This is a genomic window from Paracoccus bogoriensis, assembly GCF_019431455.1.
GTDB lineage: Bacteria > Pseudomonadota > Alphaproteobacteria > Rhodobacterales > Rhodobacteraceae > Paracoccus > Paracoccus bogoriensis.
In genome coordinates, this window is the sequence record NZ_JAHYSR010000021.1 from 47,786 (window position 1) to 63,515 (window position 15,730).

Sequence of the window (15,730 nt, forward strand, 5' to 3'; positions counted from 1 at the left end):
CCCAGATGAAGACCACCACCGCCCTGGCCACGCTGATGATGCTTGGCCTGACCACCCCTGCCTTGGCCGAGATCCGGATCGGCGCCAGCATCTCGGCCACCGGCCCGGCCGCCTTCCTGGGCGATCCGCAGGTCAAGACGCTGGAAATGCTGGTCGAAGAGCTGAACGCCAATGGCGGCATCAATGGCGAGACCCTGCGCCTGATCCATTACGATGACGGCGGCGACCCGAACAAGGCGCGCACCTTCGCCACCCGCCTGATCGAGGATGACGAGGTCGTGGCCATCATCGGCGGCACCACCACCGGCGCCACCATGTCGATCCTGTCGGTCGCCGAGGATGCGGAAATCCCCTTCATCTCGCTGGCGGGCGCCATCGAGATCATCGACCCGGTGCGTCCCTTCACCTTCAAGACGCCCCATACCGACCGCATGGCCTGCCAGAAGATCTTCGAGGATATCCAGGCGCGCGGCTTCTCCAACGTCGCCATGATCTCGGGCACCGACGGGTTCGGCGCCTCGATGCAGGCCCAGTGCAAGGAAGTGATCGGCGATTACGGCCTGACGCTGGTGGCCGACGAAAGCTACAACCCCACCGATGCCGACATGACCGCGCAACTGACCAAGATCCGCAACACGGCGGATGTCGAGGCGCTGGTGAATCCCGGCTTCGGTCAGGGCCCCGCCATCGTGACGCGCAACTATGCCCAGCTTGGTCTGGATATCCCGTTCTACCAGTCGCATGGCGTGGCCTCGAACGGGTTCATCGAACTGGCAGGCGCGGATGCGGCCGAGGGCGTGCGCCTGCCCGGCACGGCGCTGCTGGTGGCCGACATCCTGCCCGACGACGACCCGCAGAAAGAAATCGCGCTGGCCTACAAGACCGCCTTCGAGGACAAGACCGGCACCCCGGTCAGCACCTTCGGCGGCTATGCCCATGACGCCTTCCTGATCCTGACCGACGCCATCGGCCGCGCGGGTTCGGCCGAACCGCAGGCGATCCGCGACGCCATCGAGGCGACCGAGGGTCTGGTCGGCACGACCGGCACCTACACCTTCAGCCCCGAGGATCACCTGGGCCTGGACCTGAGCGCCTTCCGGATGCTGGAAATCCGGAACGGCACCTGGACGCTGGTCGAGTGATGTTCCGGCCCCGGCCACGCGCCGGGGCCGCCCCTCAAGCCCCGAGGTTCACATGTCGGAACTGCTGCAATTCCTGTTTTCAGGGGTAACGGTCGGCGCGGTCTATGCGCTGGTCGCCCTTGGCTTCACCATCATCTACAACGCCTCTGACGTCGTGAACTTCGCTCAGGGCGAATTCGTCATGCTGGGCGGCATGATCACCTTCGCCGCCCATGCCGCGGGCCTGCCGCTGCCGCTGGCCGCCATCTCGGCCATCGTGCTGACCGCAGCCCTGGGTGTGGCGATGAACAAGCTGGCCATCGAGCCCGCCCGCGGCGCGCCGGTCGTGTCGCTGATCATCATCACCATCGGTGCGTCCATCTTCATTCAGGGCGCGGCGCAGATCGCCTTCGGCAAGCAGATCCATTCCTACCCGGCCTTTTCGGGCGACACGCCGATCCGGGTCGCGGGCGCCACGATCCTGCCGCAAAGCCTGTGGGTCATCGGCGGCGCGGTCGCGGTCTTCATCGCGCTGTGGCTGTTCTTCACGCGCACGCTTCTGGGCCGCGCGGTGCTGGCCACGTCGAACAACCGGCTGGCGGCCCAGCTTGTCGGCATCAACACCAATTTCGTGATGACCCTGTCCTTCGCCCTGTCTGCGGGGATCGGCGCGCTGGCCGGGGTGCTGGCGACGCCCATCACGCTGACGGCCTATAATGTCGGCATCGCCTTCGCCCTGAAGGGTTTTGCGGGCGCGATGCTGGGCGGCATGGGCAATCCCAAGGGCGCGCTGGTCGGCGGCTTCGCCATCGGCCTGATCGAGGCGCTGACGGCGGGCTACCTGTCCTCGACCTACAAGGATGCGGCGGCCTTCGTCGTGATCCTGGCGGTCCTGTTCTTCATGCCGCAGGGTCTGTTCGGCCGCAAATCCACGGATCGGGTGTGACCATGAAGATATCTGCGAAATCCGCAACGCTTCTGGTGCTTGTGGTCCTGGTCGCGCTGTCCCCGCTGCTGTTTCCGTCGAATTTCTACTATCGCGTGGGCGCGCTGATCTTCGTGAACGCCATCGCGGTGACGGGCATCGTGATCCTGACGGGCTATGCCGGTCAGGTCAGCCTGGGCCATGCGGGTTTTGCCGGGATCGGCGCCTATGCCTGCGCGCTGGCGCCGGTTCATTGGGGCATCCATCCCGGTCTGGCGCTGTTTCTGGGCGCGGGCATCTCGGGCGTGCTGGCCTATCTGGTGGGCCGCCCGATCCTGCGCCTGCACGGCTATTATCTGGGCGTGGCCACGCTTGGCTTCGGCATCCTCGTCGCGATGATCCTGACGAACGAACGCGGCCTGACGCGCGGTCCCGACGGGATCGACGTGCCCGATCTGGGCCTGCGCGCGCTGCTGGGTGAACTGGGCCTGTCGCTGTCGAACGGGCAGTTCTGGTATTTCTTCACAGGGCTCTGCATGATCCTGGGGGCCTGGATCGCGCTGAACCTGCATGACAGCCCGACGGGCCGGGCGCTCCGCGCGCTGCACGGGTCCGAGGTCGCGGCGCGCACCGTGGGCATCGACGTGGCGCAGCTGAAGCTGCGGGCCTTCGTCATCTCGGCCGTCTATGCCTCGATCTCGGGGTCGCTGCTGGCGCTGCAGAACCGCTTCGTGACGCCCGATGTCGCGGGCTTCATGCACTCGATCGAGATGGTGACGATGGCTGTTCTAGGCGGTGTGGGCTCGGTCCTGGGCGCGATCTTCGGGGCGGCGATCCTGACGCTGCTGCCGCAGGTGCTGACGGTATTCGCCGAATACGAACACATGGTCCTGGGTCTGGTGATGATCCTGGTGATGATCTTCCTGCGCGAGGGTCTTCTGCCCTCGATCCTCAAGAAACTGCGGGGCAAGGACGAATGAGCGCGCTTCTTTCCATCGAGGGTCTGGGCATCGGCTTCGGCGGCATCCGCGCCGTCAACGATGTCAGCTTTTCGGTCCGCCCGGGCGAGATCCTGTCGGTGATCGGCCCCAACGGCGCGGGCAAGACCACGTTGTTCAACATGATCTCGGGCGTCTATCGCCCGGATACGGGCCGGGTCGTTCTGGACGGCGAGGACGTGACCGCGATCGAGCCGCATCTGCTGGCCCGTCGCGGCCTGTCGCGCACCTTCCAGAACCTTCAGATCTTCCAGTCGATGACGGTTCTGGACAATGCCGTCGCGGGCTATCACCTGCGCGAAAGCGGCTCGGTCCTGGCGGATCTGTTCTCGCTGCCCGCCTCGCGGCGCCGGGCGCGCGAGGCGCGAGAGGGGGCGCGCGCGCTGCTGGCGCGCGTCGGTCTGGACCGCGCCGCCGAACGCGAGGCCGGGAACCTGTCCTATGGCGCGCTGAAACGGCTGGAGATCGCGCGGGCCCTGGCGCTGAACCCCAAGGTGCTGCTGCTGGACGAACCCGCCGCGGGCTGCAACGCCGTCGAGACCGAAGAGATCGACCAGCTGATCGCCGAGGTCGCCAGATCCGGCGTCGCGATCCTGCTGGTCGAACATGACATGAAGATGGTCATGCGGATCTCGAACCACATCGTCGTGCTGGATCATGGCGAAAAGATCGCCGAGGGCGATCCTGCCACGGTCAGCCAGAATCCGGCGGTGATCGCCGCCTATCTTGGCTCCGAGGAGGCTGCCCATGCTGACGGTTGAAGGGCTGCGGTCGCGCTATGGCCGCATCGAGGTGCTGCACGGGATCGACCTGCAGGTGAACAGCGGCGAAATCGTCACCGTGGTCGGCGCGAACGGCGCGGGCAAGACGACGCTTCTGCGCTGCCTGTCGGGGGTCCAGCCGGTCTCGGGCGGGACAATCACGTTCCGGGGCGAGCAGATCACGACGCTGGCGGCGTGGAAACGCCCGGCGCGCGGGCTGACCCAATCGCCAGAGGGTCGGCAGATCTTCACCAACCTGTCGGTCGAGGAGAACCTGCGCCTTGGCGCCTATGGCTTCGCCGATGACCGCGTGGATCGGGACATGGAGGACGCCTTTCAGATGTTCCCGATCCTGCGCGAGAAACGGAACCTTTCGGCCGGGGGGCTGTCTGGCGGCCAGCAGCAGATGCTGGCCATGGCGCGGGCGCTGATGGGCCGGCCGTCCTGCCTGCTTCTGGACGAGCCGTCGATGGGTCTGGCGCCGATCATCGTGGCGCAGATCTTCGACACGGTGCGCGGGTTGAAGGATCTGGGCGTCACGGTCCTGCTGGTCGAACAGAACGCCTTCGGCGCGCTGAAGATCGCGGATCGGGGCTATGTGATGGAAACCGGGCGCATCATCATGGAGGGCGCGGCCGAAACGCTGATCGCCGATCCGCGCATCCGCGAAGCCTATCTGGGGATCTGACATGGCACTGACCCGCATCGAACGCGATGGCGAGATCGCCATCTTGACCATCGACAACCCGCCCGTGAACGCCCTGTCGCAGGCGCTGCGGCAGGAATTGTGGGACGCGGTCGCCACGCTGGACGCCGATCCTTCGGTGGCCGCCGTCGTGCTGACCTGCGCGGGTCGCACCTTCATCGCGGGCGCGGATGTGACCGAATTCGGCAAGCCCCCTCAGCCGCCGCATCTGCCCGATCTGGTGGACCGGATCGAGGGCGCGGCCAGGCCATGGGTCGCCGCGATCCATGGCAGCGCCCTGGGCGGCGGGTTCGAGATCGCGATGGGCTGCCGCTTTCGTGTCGCGGCGCGCGCGGCCTCGGTCGGGCTGCCCGAGGTGACGCTTGGCGTCGTGCCGGGCGCCTCGGGGACGGTGCGGACCCCGCGTCTGGCCGGACTTCGGGCGGCCGTGACGATGGTCACGACCGGCAAGCCCGTGCGGGCGTCCGCCGCGCTGTCGATGGGCCTGGTCGATGCGCTGGCCGATGATCTGGTGCCCGAGGCCGTGGCCTTTGCCCGCGACGCGCTGACCCGGCCCTTGCCCGCGCCCGTCTCGGCTCGCGCCATCGCGCCGGTCGAGGACAGTTTCTGGACCGAGGCCGAGGCTGCGACCCGCAAGGCCGCCCGTGGCGCCGAGGCCCCCTTGCGTGCGCTGGCCTGCCTGCGTCGCGCCGCCGAGGCGCCCTTTGCCGAGGCCATGGCCTTTGAACGCCAGACCTTCCTGGACCTGCGCGGATCGGATCAGGCGGCGGCCCTGCGGCATGTGTTCTTTGCCGAACGCGCCGCCCTTCGTCCCGCGCGGCTGCGCGACGTGGCCCCGCGCAGGGTTGCGCATGTCGGCGTGATCGGCGGCGGCACGATGGGGGCGGGGATCATCGCCGCCTGTCAGGATGCGGGTCTTGCCGTGACCCTGATCGAACGCGATGACGAGGCGCTGGCGCGCGGTCTCGGCAATTTGCGCGCGATCCTTGACGGGTCGGTCTCGCGCGGGCGGCTGACGGCCGAAGCCGCCTCGGCCCGGCTTGAATCGCTGACCGTCGGCACCGACTATGCCGCCATCGGCACCTGCGATCTGGTCATCGAGGCCGTGTTCGAGCAGATCGAGGTCAAGCGCGCGGTCTTCGATGCGCTTGGCCGCCATGCGCGCCCCGACGCGGTGCTGGCAACAAACACCTCTTATCTGGACCCGCGCGCCATCGCCCGCGGCCTGCCGCGCCCGGAACGCTTCATCGGCCTGCATTTCTTCAGCCCCGCCAATGTGATGCGCCTGCTCGAAATCGTGCCGATCCCTGAGACCGCGCCCGATGTGCTGGCCACCGGCTTTGATCTGGCGCGCCGTCTGGGGAAGATCCCGGTCCAATCGGGCATCTGCGACGGCTTCATCGGCAACCGTATCCTGAAACGCACCCGCGCCGAGGCCGAGGCCCTGCTGCGCGAGGGGGTGCCCATCGCCGCCGTCGATGCGGCGATGCGCGCGCATGGCATGGCGATGGGTCCGTTCGAGGCGCAGGATCTGGGCGGTCTGGACATTGCCTTCCTGCAACGCGAGGGCGCGCGCGCGGCTGGACAGGACATCCCCGAGACGCTTGGCGACATTCTTGTGCGCGCGGGCCGCAAGGGACAAAAGACCGGCGGAGGCTGGTATGATTACGCACCCGGCCAGCGCAGGCCCATGCCCTCGGCCGCAGTGGCCGCGTTGCTGGCGCCTCATGTCGCGCCCGATCCGGGTCTTGCGCCCGAGGCCATTGCCCGGCGCATCATCGACGCCATGGCCGCCGAGGGTCAGGCCATCCTTGACGAGGGCATCGCCGCCAGCGCTTCGGATATCGACCTGGTCAAGATCCACGGCTATGGCTATCCGCGCTGGCGCGGCGGGCCGATGTTCCAGAAGTCGCGTATCAATCCTTGATCGTCTTGAGGATCAGATAGGTCTGCGCGCCCTTCACCGCCGGAAGCGACAGAAGATGGTCGTCGAGAAAGCGGTTATAGGCGTGAAGGTCGCGGCAGGTCACATGCAGGTGGTAATCGGCCTCGCCGGTCGTCGCATAGCAGGCGCGCACGGCCGGGGTCGTGCGCGTCATGCGGATGAAGTCGCTGACCAGTTCCTGATCGTGGCGGACAAGGTTCACGTGGACGATGGCCTTGAAGCAATCGCCCAGCACTTCGTCATCCAGATCGACCGTATAGCGGCGGATCGCGCCGGATTCCTCCAGTGCGCGGACCCGGCGCCAGCAGCTTGACGGCGACAGCCCGACCTTTTCGGCCAGCGCCGCGTTGGGGATGCGGCTGTCGCGGCGCAGCTCGGCCAGGATTCGGGCGGTGATATCGTCTGACATGGCGTTCCGTGATATGGCGTGATCCTGACAGAATAATTCGATTCTGGCGCAAGATGCCAATGATATGGTCGGTTTTTTCGGTTCTTTTGGGCTAGACTATCCCCTTCGGTGCAGGGGAGGGCCACGACATGACGCAGCATCAATCCCGTTTCGACAGCTATCGGCTGGAGGATCGCTACGACCGCCGGACGGGCCGGGTCTTTCTGACCGGCACGCAGGCCCTGGTGCGGATCATGCTGGATCAGGCGCGGCGTGATCGGGCGCGGGGCTGGACCACGGCGGGGCTGGTCTCGGGCTATCGCGGATCGCCGCTTGGCGGCCTGGATCTGGAGATGTGGCGCCAGAAGGCGCGGCTGGCCGAGGCGGGGGTCGAGTTCCTGCCCGCCGTCAACGAGGATCTGGGCGCGACCGCGATCCTTGGCGCGCAGCAGGCGGTGCTGGACCCGGCCTGCACGGTCGAGGGCGTGTTTTCCATGTGGTATGGCAAGGGGCCGGGGGTGGACCGCTCGGGCGATGCGCTGAAGCACGGCAATGCTTATGGCAGTTCGCCCAAGGGGGGCGTGCTGGTCGTGGCGGGGGACGATCACGGCTGCGTCTCCTCGTCCATGCCGCATCAGTCGGACGTGGCCTTCATGTCCTGGTTCATGCCGGTGCTGAACCCGGCCTCGGTCGGGGAATACCTGTCCTTCGGCGAATACGGCATCGCGCTGTCGCGGTTTTCCGGCACCTGGGTCGGGTTCAAGGCGATCTCGGAGACGGTCGAATCCGGGCAATCGGTGGACCTGCCAAAGGATCGCGTCTTTGTGCAGCCCGAGTTCACCGGCCCGCCGGGCGGCATCCATGTGCGCCTGTCGGACCTGCCCAGCCCCGAGATCGAGACGCGGATCGCCCACAAGCTGCGCGCCGTCGAGGCCTTTGTCGAGGCGAACCCCATCGACCGCCGCATCTACGACATCCCGGACGCGCGCTTCGGCATCGTGACCACCGGCAAGGCGCATCTGGACACGCTCGAGGCGCTGCGCCTGCTGGGCCTGGACGAGGGGGCCTGCCGCCGGCTCGGCATCGACATCTACAAGGTCGGCATGGTCTGGCCCTTGGCGCGCCGCGACGCGCTGGCCTTCGTCACCGGCAAGGAAGAAGTGCTGGTGATCGAGGAAAAGCGCGGCATCATCGAAAGCCAGTTCAAGGAATATTTCTACGACTGGCCCGGCGCCAAGCCGCGCAAGATGGTCGGCAAGCACCGCGCGGCGGGCGACCCGCTCTTGCCCTGGACCGGCGAACTCGGCCCGCTGATGCTGGTCCCGGTCCTGGCCGAGCGCCTGTCGCGGTTCTTCCCGGACGAGGGGCTTGAGGCCCGCGCCCGCGCCCTGACCGAGACCCCCGCCCCGGTCCTGTCGGTGCCGGGCGCGACGCGGACGCCCTATTTCTGTTCGGGCTGCCCGCATAACACCTCGACCAGGCTGCCCGAGGGCAGCCAGGCGGCCAGCGGCATCGGCTGTCATGTCATGGCGGGCTGGATGGACCGCCAGACCCTGGGCTATGCGCAGATGGGCGGCGAGGGCGTGCCGATTGCCGTGGCGCAGCGTTGGAACGGGGGTCGGCACATGTTCCAGAACCTGGGCGAGGGGACGTGGTATCATTCCGGCTCGCTGGCGATCCGGCAGGCGGTCGCGGCGGGCGCGAACATCACCTACAAGATCCTCTATAACGACGCGGTGGCGATGACGGGCGGCCAGCCGGTGGACGGCCCGGTCAGCGTGCAGGCCATCGCGCAAAGCTGCAGGGCCGAGGGTGTGGCGCGCATCGCGCTGGTCTCGGACAAACCCGGCGCCTTCGATCTGCGCGACTTCCCGGCGGGGACCACGCTGGATCACCGCGACCGGCTGGACGCGATCCAGCGCGAGCTGCGCGAGATCCGCGGCGTCACCGTGCTGATCTATGAACAGACCTGCGCGACCGAAAAGCGCCGCCGCCGCAAGCGCGGCAAGGCCGAGGATCCCGCGCGCTTCGTGATGATCAACGAAGCGGTCTGCGAGGGCTGCGGCGATTGCTCGGTCGCCTCGAACTGCCTGTCGGTCGAGCCGGTCGAGACGCCCCTGGGCCGCAAGCGGCGCATCAACCTGTCGTCGTGCAACAAGGATTTTTCCTGCCTCGACGGGTTCTGCCCCAGCTTCGTCACCATCGAAGGGGGCCGGCGCCGCAAGCCCTCCCCCGCCGCGCTGGACATGGCCGGCTTGCGCGCAGACCTGCCTGCGCCGCAGGTGCCGGCCCTGGACCGGCCTTATGACCTGCTGGTCGCGGGCGTGGGCGGCACGGGCGTCGTGACGGTGGGGGCGCTGATCACCATGGCCGCCCATCTCGAGGGGCGGGGCGCCAGCGTGCTGGATTTCACCGGCTTTGCGCAGAAATTCGGCACGGTGCTGGGTTATGTGCGGCTGGCCCCGCGCCCCGGCGACATCCATCAGGTGCGCATCGAACGCGGCCATGCCGATGCGGTGATCGGCTGCGATGCGGTGGTCTGTTCATCGCCCAAGGCCAGCATTCATTACCGCCACGGCACGCGGGTCGTGCTGAACCGCGCGCCCATGCCCACGGGCGATCTGGTGCTGAACCGCGACGCCGATCTGCGCATCCCCGAGCGCGAGGCTCTGATCGCCCGCACCGTGGGCGAGGGCAATGTCACCGCGCTGGATTTCAACCACGCCGCCGAGCGGCTGATGGGGGATGCGGTCTATGCCAATATCATGGCCCTGGGCGCGGCTTGGCAGCTTGGCCTTGTCCCCGTCAGCGAGGTCGCGCTGAAACAGGCGATCCTGCTGAACGGCGTCGCGGTCGAGGCGAACGCCACCGCCTTTGATCTGGGCCGGGTTCTGGCGGCCAGGCCCTCGGCATTGGCGGGCGCCCTGGCCGATCCGTCCCCGCAGGCGCCGCGCGACGCGGACGCGATCATCGCGCATCGCATGTCGCTTCTGACCGATTATCAGGATGCCGCCTATGCGCGCCGCTATGCGAACCGGTTGGCCGCCCTGCGCGCCGCACTGCCTTCTGGCAGCGAGAATCTGATGCGCGCCGCCGCCACACAGCTTTACCGCCTGATGGCCTGGAAGGATGAATACGAAGTCGCTCGCCTGCATTCCGACCCGGCCTTTGCCGCCCGCATCGCCGCCGAGTTCGAGGGCGACTACACGATCCGTCATCATCTGGCGCCGCCCCTGCTGCCCTCGGGACGTGATGGGCGGGGCCGCAAGCGCAGGACGGCGTTCGGTCCCTGGCTACGCCCGGTCCTGCGGGGGCTTGCGCGGCTGAAGGGCCTGCGCGGCACGATTCTGGATCCCTTCGCATATTCCGCAGACCGCAAGCTGGACCGCGACCTGCTGACCTGGTTCGAGGGCCTGATGGATCGGGTCGCCCGCGATCATGCCCGGATCGGTGCCGACAAGGCGCTGGCGATCCTGTCCGCGCCCGGCGAGATCCGCGGCTATGGCCCGGTGCGCCACGACGCAGCCCGCCGCGTCATGGCCGAGGTCGAGGCGCTTCTGGCCGAGTGATCCGGCAACCGGATCGCGGGCGGCATGGTGGCCACGCTTGCAGGGAATGTGCGCGCCCCCTTGCGCAGGCGCGGCACTGTGGTCATCTTGCGGCGCAGCGGACCGGGCCCCTCTGGCAGCATGTCGTTGCGATGTCGGACCGCATCGAGCGTGCTCGGTGCCGGACGCTTCTGGTGCGGGCATGGCTCGTCCAGAACCGGACATTCATCATGAGACTGACTGATCGACACATCCCTTCGGCCGCCCGGCGCGGCAGAGGGACCGTTTCCCCTGATGCGCCTTTCTGCAACGGGGGGTATGCCTGATGGAATGGCTCCTTCTGATCGCCGGGCTTGCGGCCCTGTTCGCCGGCGGCGAGGCGCTGGTGCGCGGCGCCGTCGGCATTGCGCGGCGACTGTCGATCCCGCCGCTGCTGATCGGGCTGACAGTCGTGGGCTTCGGCACATCGACCCCTGAACTGCTGGTCTCGGTCGATGCGGCGTTGCGGGGCGTTCCCGATATCGCCATCGGCAACATCATCGGCTCGAATATCGGGAACATCCTTCTGATCCTTGGGCTTGCCGCGCTGGTCTGGCCGATCCGCGTCATGGGTGACACGCTGCGCCGCGACACGGCGGTCATGACGGGCGCGGCGCTGGTGCTGCTGCCCGCCTTCTGGCCGGGAGAGTTGACCCGAATGACCGGTCTTGCGCTGATCGCGGGGTTGGCGTGCTTTCTGCTGATCTCGTTCCTGAGGCCCGGCAGCGACGCGCCCGAAGGCGATGATATGCCCGTCCCGCGACTGTGGCTGTCGCTGATCCAGGTCGGGGCGGGGCTGGCTGCGCTGATGCTGGGGGCGCGCTGGCTGGTCGATGGCGCCACCGCCGTCGCGCGCGACCTGGGTCTGTCCGAGGCTTTCATCGGGCTCAGCATCGTGGCCATCGGCACCTCGCTTCCGGAACTGGCGACCTCGCTCATCGCGGCCCTGCGGCGGCAGTCGGAAATCGCCATTGGCAACATCGTCGGCTCGAACATCTTCAACGTGTGGGGGATCCTGGGCATCACGGCAATGATCCGGCCGATACCGGTCGCCGACCGGTTCCTGACGCTGGATCTGCCGGTGATGATCGCGGTCTCGGCGCTGCTGACGGTGCTGCTGATGCGGCCTCGGATCGGGCGCGTGACGGGGCTGGGCCTGCTGGCGGGCTATGCCGCCTATGTCTGGGTGGCGCTGGCACGACACGCGACCTCGGGCGGGGCAATCGCATCGCCCGGGGAACAGGTCTTTCCGGCTTGGCAGCGCGCCGTCTGCGCCGGGTTGCGCTGTCAAGCGGCGCGCAGGGGGCGCCATGGCTGACCCGCAGGCGAGACCAGCCACGAGACCGCCCGCGACATTCCGCGCCGGCCTGCGGCTGTGTCTTGTCCAAGGCTCTGCCGCCGTGACGATCACGGCTCATGCCACAACCATGCGCGGCCGAGGCCTGACTGCAAGCCTATGATGCGGGGCGCTTAATTCACCTTTCCCCGGTTTCATCCCCGAAAGCATCCACGGAAAATGTGGACAATTCGCCCGGCTCATGTGGCCGGGGGGCCGAGGGCAGGAGGGCGCAATACGTGGTCATGCTGAGAATGGGGTCGATCTTCTTAGTGTCGAAGCGGGCGAAGGCTTCGACCATCATGGAGCGGCTCGAAGTCTGCCACTCATCGTTCCTTTCGAACAGAATGGCGCCGATCAGGCGCAGGATCAAGGCCTCGTTCGGGAGTAAGGGCATGACTGCCGCCGGTCCGAAGGAATGCCCGAACGCCGGCGGCGTCGGCGCGGCGCTTTGCCTCCTTGTTCAGCCGCTTGATGGGGATCGTGGAATGCAGCCCGGGTCGCGGTGCTGACGGGGAAAGGACATGCAGGCCAGAACGTCGTGCTTGCGGGCGTCCATCAGGTCGGCGATCCTTGTGTATCGTGGGGCCGCGCCCTTTATCTTGAACGAACATTCTCGTTTGATGGCACGCTGGGACAGCCCGGGCCTTGATGAAAGGCTTGCCAGAGACCGAAGAGCGTTTCGCTGGGCGAAAGCCGTCGGCGACATGCCCCAGACCATGTATTGCGGAGTCGAGCGTGTCAGACCACCCTTCATTCTGACCATGGCCACCCACAACTTCGCCAGATTGCCCCGATTGTCGGCCGTGTGACGCAGCAGAGCGCCACCAACCCCATGCGTCAAACGCATCAAAGAAAACCGCAAGCAAGTCATTCTCCGCCATAGACAGAACGACGCTCGGGTGCAGAGACGATTTCGGAAACCTGGCAGGCCGGGAATCCCCGCAATCCCTGCACCTGATCGACACTTCGGCGGTGCGCGCCCACCAGCACGCCGCGGGCGGAAAGGGGGTGCGGATCACGCCATCGGTTGCTTTCGCGGGGGCCTGACGACGAAGATCCATGCCCTGGTCAAGGCGCGCGGCCTGCCGGTGCGGATCTTGCTGGCGCCCGGCCAGGCGCCAGACAAGCCAGGCATCAGACAGGATCGCATCAGACAAGACGACGGCATCCGATCCTGTAGGCCCGCGCGGGCTGACCGGCGGCGTCGTGGCCGACCGCGGCGGCTTCGCGCAGGCCGTCATGGCCGCCATCGAGGCCTTCGGCGCGACCGCCCATATCCCGGCCAGAGCAACGTCAAGGTGGCCCGAACCCGTGGACCGGACGATCTACCGCGAGCGCAACCGGATCGAGCGTTTCTTCAACAAGGTCAAGCCCTTATGCGGCATCGCCGCGCGCTGCTTCAAGGCTGCCGCAAACGTCCTCGCCGCCCTCCACTTCGCCCCTGCCAGGCTCTGGATCAAGGCAAATAAGTTCACGACCCAGGCATTTATGGGTGCGTGACCTGAACCTGAAAGGCTCTGGCGCGGCCGGTCCTGTCGCAGACCTGTCCGGACGGTGGTCAATCAAAGATCCCGGGCTGTTCGCTGCGCAGCCGGTCCAGGATCTGTTCGATCCGGCTGAGATGCTGACGGGCAGCCATTGCGGCGGCCTCGCCATCGCGGGCGCGCAGGGCCTGAAGGATGTCGCGATGTTCGGCGCAGGCCGTGGTCGCGCCATAGGACAGCGACAGAAAGCGCGCGCGGTCCATGTGCCCTTTGTTATGGCGCACCAGCGTCCAGACGAAATCCTTGCCCGCCGCCTGACAGATGTCGTGATGGAACTGGTCGTCCAGCGCATGAAACAGCGCGCGATCATCAGCGCGGCTGGCGGCTTCCTGCCGGTCGATCAGGGCGTCCAGATGATTCCAGTCCGCCGGTCCAAGCACCTGGGCCGCGTCGCGCATCGTCGCCTCTTCCAGGGCGCTGCGGATGAAATAGGCGCGCATGGCGGCATCGGGCGAAATGGGCGTGACGATGGTGGCGCGCTGCGGACGGATCTGGATGAACCCCAGCTGTGACAGCCGATAGAAGGCATCGCGCACGGGCTGGCGCGAGACGCCGAATTGCGCCGCGACCTCGGCTTCGGACAGCTTGGCACCAGGACGCAGCGTCAGGTTTACCACCCGCGCATACAGCAGGTCAAAGATCTGGTCGGTGACGCTAGGGGGGCGCACGTCGTCCATCGGTGGCAGGGTCTCCAGTTCCGGCAGGGGCATGGCGGCGTCTCGCAGTTGACCATTCCTGTAAACTAGCATATTAGACGACTAGGAGATTGGCAAGCGAGTCGGAGAATGGTCGCATGGGCCTGCTGGACGAGGATCGTCTGTTCCCCATCGAAGGCCGGGCCCGCGACCTGGCCCGCGCGCTGTATGACAATGTGCGGGATCTGCCGATCCTGTCGCCGCACGGCCATACCGACCCGCGCTGGTTCGCCGAAGATCAGCCCTTTCCCGACCCGGCGCGGCTGTTCGTGACGCCCGACCATTATGTTTTCCGGATGCTCTGCTCTCAGGGGGTGGCGCTGACTGATCTGGGGGTGCCGCGCGTGGATGGCGGCCCCACCGAAACGGACGGGCGGCGCATCTGGCGGCTGTTCGCGCAGCATTACCACCTGCTGCGGGGCACGCCTTCGCGGCTGTGGCTGGATCACGCCTTCCAGGATGTGTTCGGCCTGGACCGCCGCCTGACAGCCGAAACGGCGGACCATTATTACGACCACATCGCCGATTGCCTGGCGCGGCCCGAATTCCGTCCTCGTGCGCTGTTCGAGCGATTCAATATCGAGGCCATCGCCACGACCGAAGCCGCGACCGACGATCTGCGCTGGCACCGGATGATCCGGGATAGCGGCTGGCAGGGCCGGGTCATCACAGCCTACCGCCCCGATGGCGTGATCGACCCCGAGATGCCGGGCTTTGCCGAGAATGTCGCGCTGATGGGCGAGCAGACCGGCTGCGACACCGGGACATGGGCGGGCTATCTGGATGCGCATCGCGCGCGGCGGGCCTTCTTCATCGAACACGGCGCGACCTCCAGCGATCACGGCCATGCCACGGCGCGGACCGAGGATCTGCCGCAACCCGAGGCCGAGGCGCTGTTCCTCAAGGCCCTGCGCGGGGATTGCACCGCTGAGGAGGCCGACGCCTTCCGCGGCCAGATGCTGACCGAGATGGCGCGGATGAGCCTGGATGACGGGCTGGTCATGCAGATCCATCCCGGATCGCGCCGCAACCATTCGGACGAGATCCTTGCCACCTTCGGCCGCGACAAGGGCTTCGACATCCCCGGCCGCACCGATTACGTCGCCGCCCTGCGCCCGCTTCTGAACGCGGTCGGCATGGACCCGCGCCTGACCGTGATCCTGTTCACCCTGGACGAGACGGCTTACGCGCGCGAATTGGCGCCGCTTGCTGGCGTCTGGCCCTGCCTGCGCCTTGGCCCTGCCTGGTGGTTCCATGACAGCCCCGAAGGGATGCGTCGCTTCCGGGAGATGACGACGGAAACAGCGGGCTTCCACAATACCGTCGGCTTCAACGACGACACCCGCGCCTTCTGCTCGATCCCGGCGCGGCACGATGTTGCCCGGCGGGTGGATTGTTCCTGGCTGGCGACCCTGGTCGCCACGGGTCGCCTTGCGGAAGACGAGGCGCCCGAGGTCGCGCGCGACCTGACCTATGGCCTGGCAAAACGGGCCTACAAACTCTGAACTTCACATTGGGAGGATAAGATGAAGTTCCTGTTGACCACCACAGCCGCCCTGCTGGCCACCGCCAGCATCGGCGCCGCGGGGATGTCCCGATGAATGTTGAAATCGGGTCGGGGCAGCGTTGCCGGGCTCATGGTTGGGCGGCCGCTGCGGTGTGGTCGGCGCCGGTGGCGGGGTCTGCCTCGCGGTGGCGCAGGAGGGCGGCCTTGAGGATGG

Annotated in this window: 12 protein-coding genes and 2 pseudogenes; 11 read left to right on the forward strand and 3 right to left on the reverse strand. The window is 67.2% G+C overall.

Features of this window, described 5'->3' with window-relative positions; translation table 11 throughout:
- Positions 1 to 5: 5 nt before the first annotated feature.
- The 6 genes from KY389_RS11160 to KY389_RS11185 are packed head-to-tail and all read left to right on the forward strand — an operon-like array spanning position 6 to position 6,438.
- Positions 6 to 1,142 carry an ABC transporter substrate-binding protein gene (locus KY389_RS11160; RefSeq protein ID WP_219831034.1) on the forward strand — a complete coding sequence of 379 codons (1,137 nt, stop codon included), beginning with the start codon at positions 6 to 8 and terminating at the stop codon, positions 1,140 to 1,142.
- Between the two features lie 52 nt (positions 1,143 to 1,194).
- A complete protein-coding gene (locus KY389_RS11165) occupies positions 1,195 to 2,067 on the forward strand; it encodes a branched-chain amino acid ABC transporter permease (RefSeq protein WP_219831035.1) in 873 nt (290 codons plus the stop codon).
- A gap of 2 nt (positions 2,068 to 2,069) precedes the next feature.
- A complete protein-coding gene (locus tag KY389_RS11170; RefSeq protein ID WP_219831052.1) occupies positions 2,070 to 3,026 on the forward strand; it encodes a branched-chain amino acid ABC transporter permease in 957 nt (318 codons plus the stop codon).
- On the forward strand, positions 3,023 to 3,805 hold the full coding sequence (locus KY389_RS11175; protein WP_219831036.1) for an ABC transporter ATP-binding protein: 783 nt from the start codon (positions 3,023 to 3,025) through the stop codon (positions 3,803 to 3,805). The genes KY389_RS11170 and KY389_RS11175 overlap by 4 nt, the downstream gene beginning before the upstream one ends.
- The gene (locus KY389_RS11180; RefSeq protein ID WP_219831037.1) at positions 3,792 to 4,493 is read left to right on the forward strand and encodes an ABC transporter ATP-binding protein; all 702 of its coding nucleotides are present in this window, start codon (positions 3,792 to 3,794) and stop codon (positions 4,491 to 4,493) included. Before KY389_RS11175 ends, KY389_RS11180 begins: the two co-directional genes overlap by 14 nt.
- Position 4,494: 1 nt before the next feature.
- On the forward strand, positions 4,495 to 6,438 hold the full coding sequence (locus tag KY389_RS11185) for a 3-hydroxyacyl-CoA dehydrogenase NAD-binding domain-containing protein (protein ID WP_219831038.1): 1,944 nt from the start codon (positions 4,495 to 4,497) through the stop codon (positions 6,436 to 6,438).
- Here the strand turns inward: KY389_RS11185 and KY389_RS11190 are convergent.
- Positions 6,428 to 6,865 (reverse strand): Lrp/AsnC family transcriptional regulator, encoded by a 438-nt coding sequence (locus KY389_RS11190; protein WP_219831039.1) that lies wholly within the window; start codon positions 6,863 to 6,865, stop codon positions 6,428 to 6,430. The two genes, KY389_RS11185 and KY389_RS11190, sit on opposite strands and share 11 nt — an antisense overlap.
- Positions 6,866 to 6,993: 128 nt before the next feature.
- Here KY389_RS11190 and KY389_RS11195 point away from each other — a divergent pair, with 128 nt between their 5' ends.
- A complete protein-coding gene (locus KY389_RS11195) occupies positions 6,994 to 10,413 on the forward strand; it encodes an indolepyruvate ferredoxin oxidoreductase family protein (protein ID WP_219831040.1) in 3,420 nt (1,139 codons plus the stop codon).
- 304 nt (positions 10,414 to 10,717) lie between these two features.
- Positions 10,718 to 11,749 (forward strand): sodium:calcium antiporter, encoded by a 1,032-nt coding sequence (locus tag KY389_RS11200; RefSeq protein ID WP_219831041.1) that lies wholly within the window; start codon positions 10,718 to 10,720, stop codon positions 11,747 to 11,749.
- Between the two features lie 301 nt (positions 11,750 to 12,050).
- Here KY389_RS11200 and KY389_RS15425 read toward each other — a convergent pair.
- Positions 12,051 to 12,350: pseudogene (locus KY389_RS15425) on the reverse strand (transposase); the annotation flags it as partial.
- A 97-nt stretch (positions 12,351 to 12,447) separates the two neighbouring features.
- On the opposite strand from KY389_RS15425, the pseudogene KY389_RS11210 reads away from it, so the two are divergent.
- Together KY389_RS11210 and KY389_RS11215 are read left to right on the forward strand one after the other, a co-directional pair.
- A pseudogene (locus KY389_RS11210) lies at positions 12,448 to 12,579 on the forward strand (IS5/IS1182 family transposase); the annotation flags it as partial.
- A 430-nt stretch (positions 12,580 to 13,009) separates the two neighbouring features.
- A complete protein-coding gene (locus KY389_RS11215; protein ID WP_219831043.1) occupies positions 13,010 to 13,270 on the forward strand; it encodes a hypothetical protein in 261 nt (86 codons plus the stop codon).
- A 58-nt stretch (positions 13,271 to 13,328) separates the two neighbouring features.
- Here the strand turns inward: KY389_RS11215 and KY389_RS11220 are convergent, their stop codons facing one another.
- Entirely contained in the window at positions 13,329 to 14,024 is a 696-nt protein-coding gene (locus KY389_RS11220; RefSeq protein ID WP_246588081.1) for a GntR family transcriptional regulator, read from the reverse strand.
- 83 nt (positions 14,025 to 14,107) lie between these two features.
- On the opposite strand from KY389_RS11220, the gene uxaC reads away from it, so the two are divergent.
- Positions 14,108 to 15,514, forward strand: a complete 1,407-nt coding sequence (gene uxaC, locus KY389_RS11225; protein ID WP_219831044.1) for a glucuronate isomerase — start codon at positions 14,108 to 14,110, stop codon at positions 15,512 to 15,514.
- Positions 15,515 to 15,730: the final 216 nt, after the last annotated feature.

What these genes read in the sequence shown, in the direction of transcription:
- KY389_RS11175 (WP_219831036.1), top strand. Translation starts at nt 3,023, where the DNA reads ATGAGCGCGCTTCTTTCCATCGAGGGTCTGGGCATCGGCTTCGGCGGC.
- KY389_RS11165 (WP_219831035.1), top strand. Translation starts at nt 1,195, where the DNA reads ATGTCGGAACTGCTGCAATTCCTGTTTTCAGGGGTAACGGTCGGCGCG.
- KY389_RS11160 (WP_219831034.1), top strand. Translation starts at nt 6, where the DNA reads ATGAAGACCACCACCGCCCTGGCCACGCTGATGATGCTTGGCCTGACC.
- KY389_RS11170 (WP_219831052.1), top strand. Translation starts at nt 2,070, where the DNA reads ATGAAGATATCTGCGAAATCCGCAACGCTTCTGGTGCTTGTGGTCCTG.
- KY389_RS11190 (WP_219831039.1), bottom strand. Translation starts at nt 6,865, where the DNA reads ATGTCAGACGATATCACCGCCCGAATCCTGGCCGAGCTGCGCCGCGAC.
- KY389_RS11195 (WP_219831040.1), top strand. Translation starts at nt 6,994, where the DNA reads ATGACGCAGCATCAATCCCGTTTCGACAGCTATCGGCTGGAGGATCGC.
- KY389_RS11185 (WP_219831038.1), top strand. Translation starts at nt 4,495, where the DNA reads ATGGCACTGACCCGCATCGAACGCGATGGCGAGATCGCCATCTTGACC.
- KY389_RS11215 (WP_219831043.1), top strand. Translation starts at nt 13,010, where the DNA reads ATGGCCGCCATCGAGGCCTTCGGCGCGACCGCCCATATCCCGGCCAGA.
- KY389_RS11180 (WP_219831037.1), top strand. Translation starts at nt 3,792, where the DNA reads ATGCTGACGGTTGAAGGGCTGCGGTCGCGCTATGGCCGCATCGAGGTG.
- uxaC (WP_219831044.1), top strand. Translation starts at nt 14,108, where the DNA reads ATGGGCCTGCTGGACGAGGATCGTCTGTTCCCCATCGAAGGCCGGGCC.
- KY389_RS11220 (WP_246588081.1), bottom strand. Translation starts at nt 14,024, where the DNA reads ATGCCCCTGCCGGAACTGGAGACCCTGCCACCGATGGACGACGTGCGC.
- KY389_RS11200 (WP_219831041.1), top strand. Translation starts at nt 10,718, where the DNA reads ATGGAATGGCTCCTTCTGATCGCCGGGCTTGCGGCCCTGTTCGCCGGC.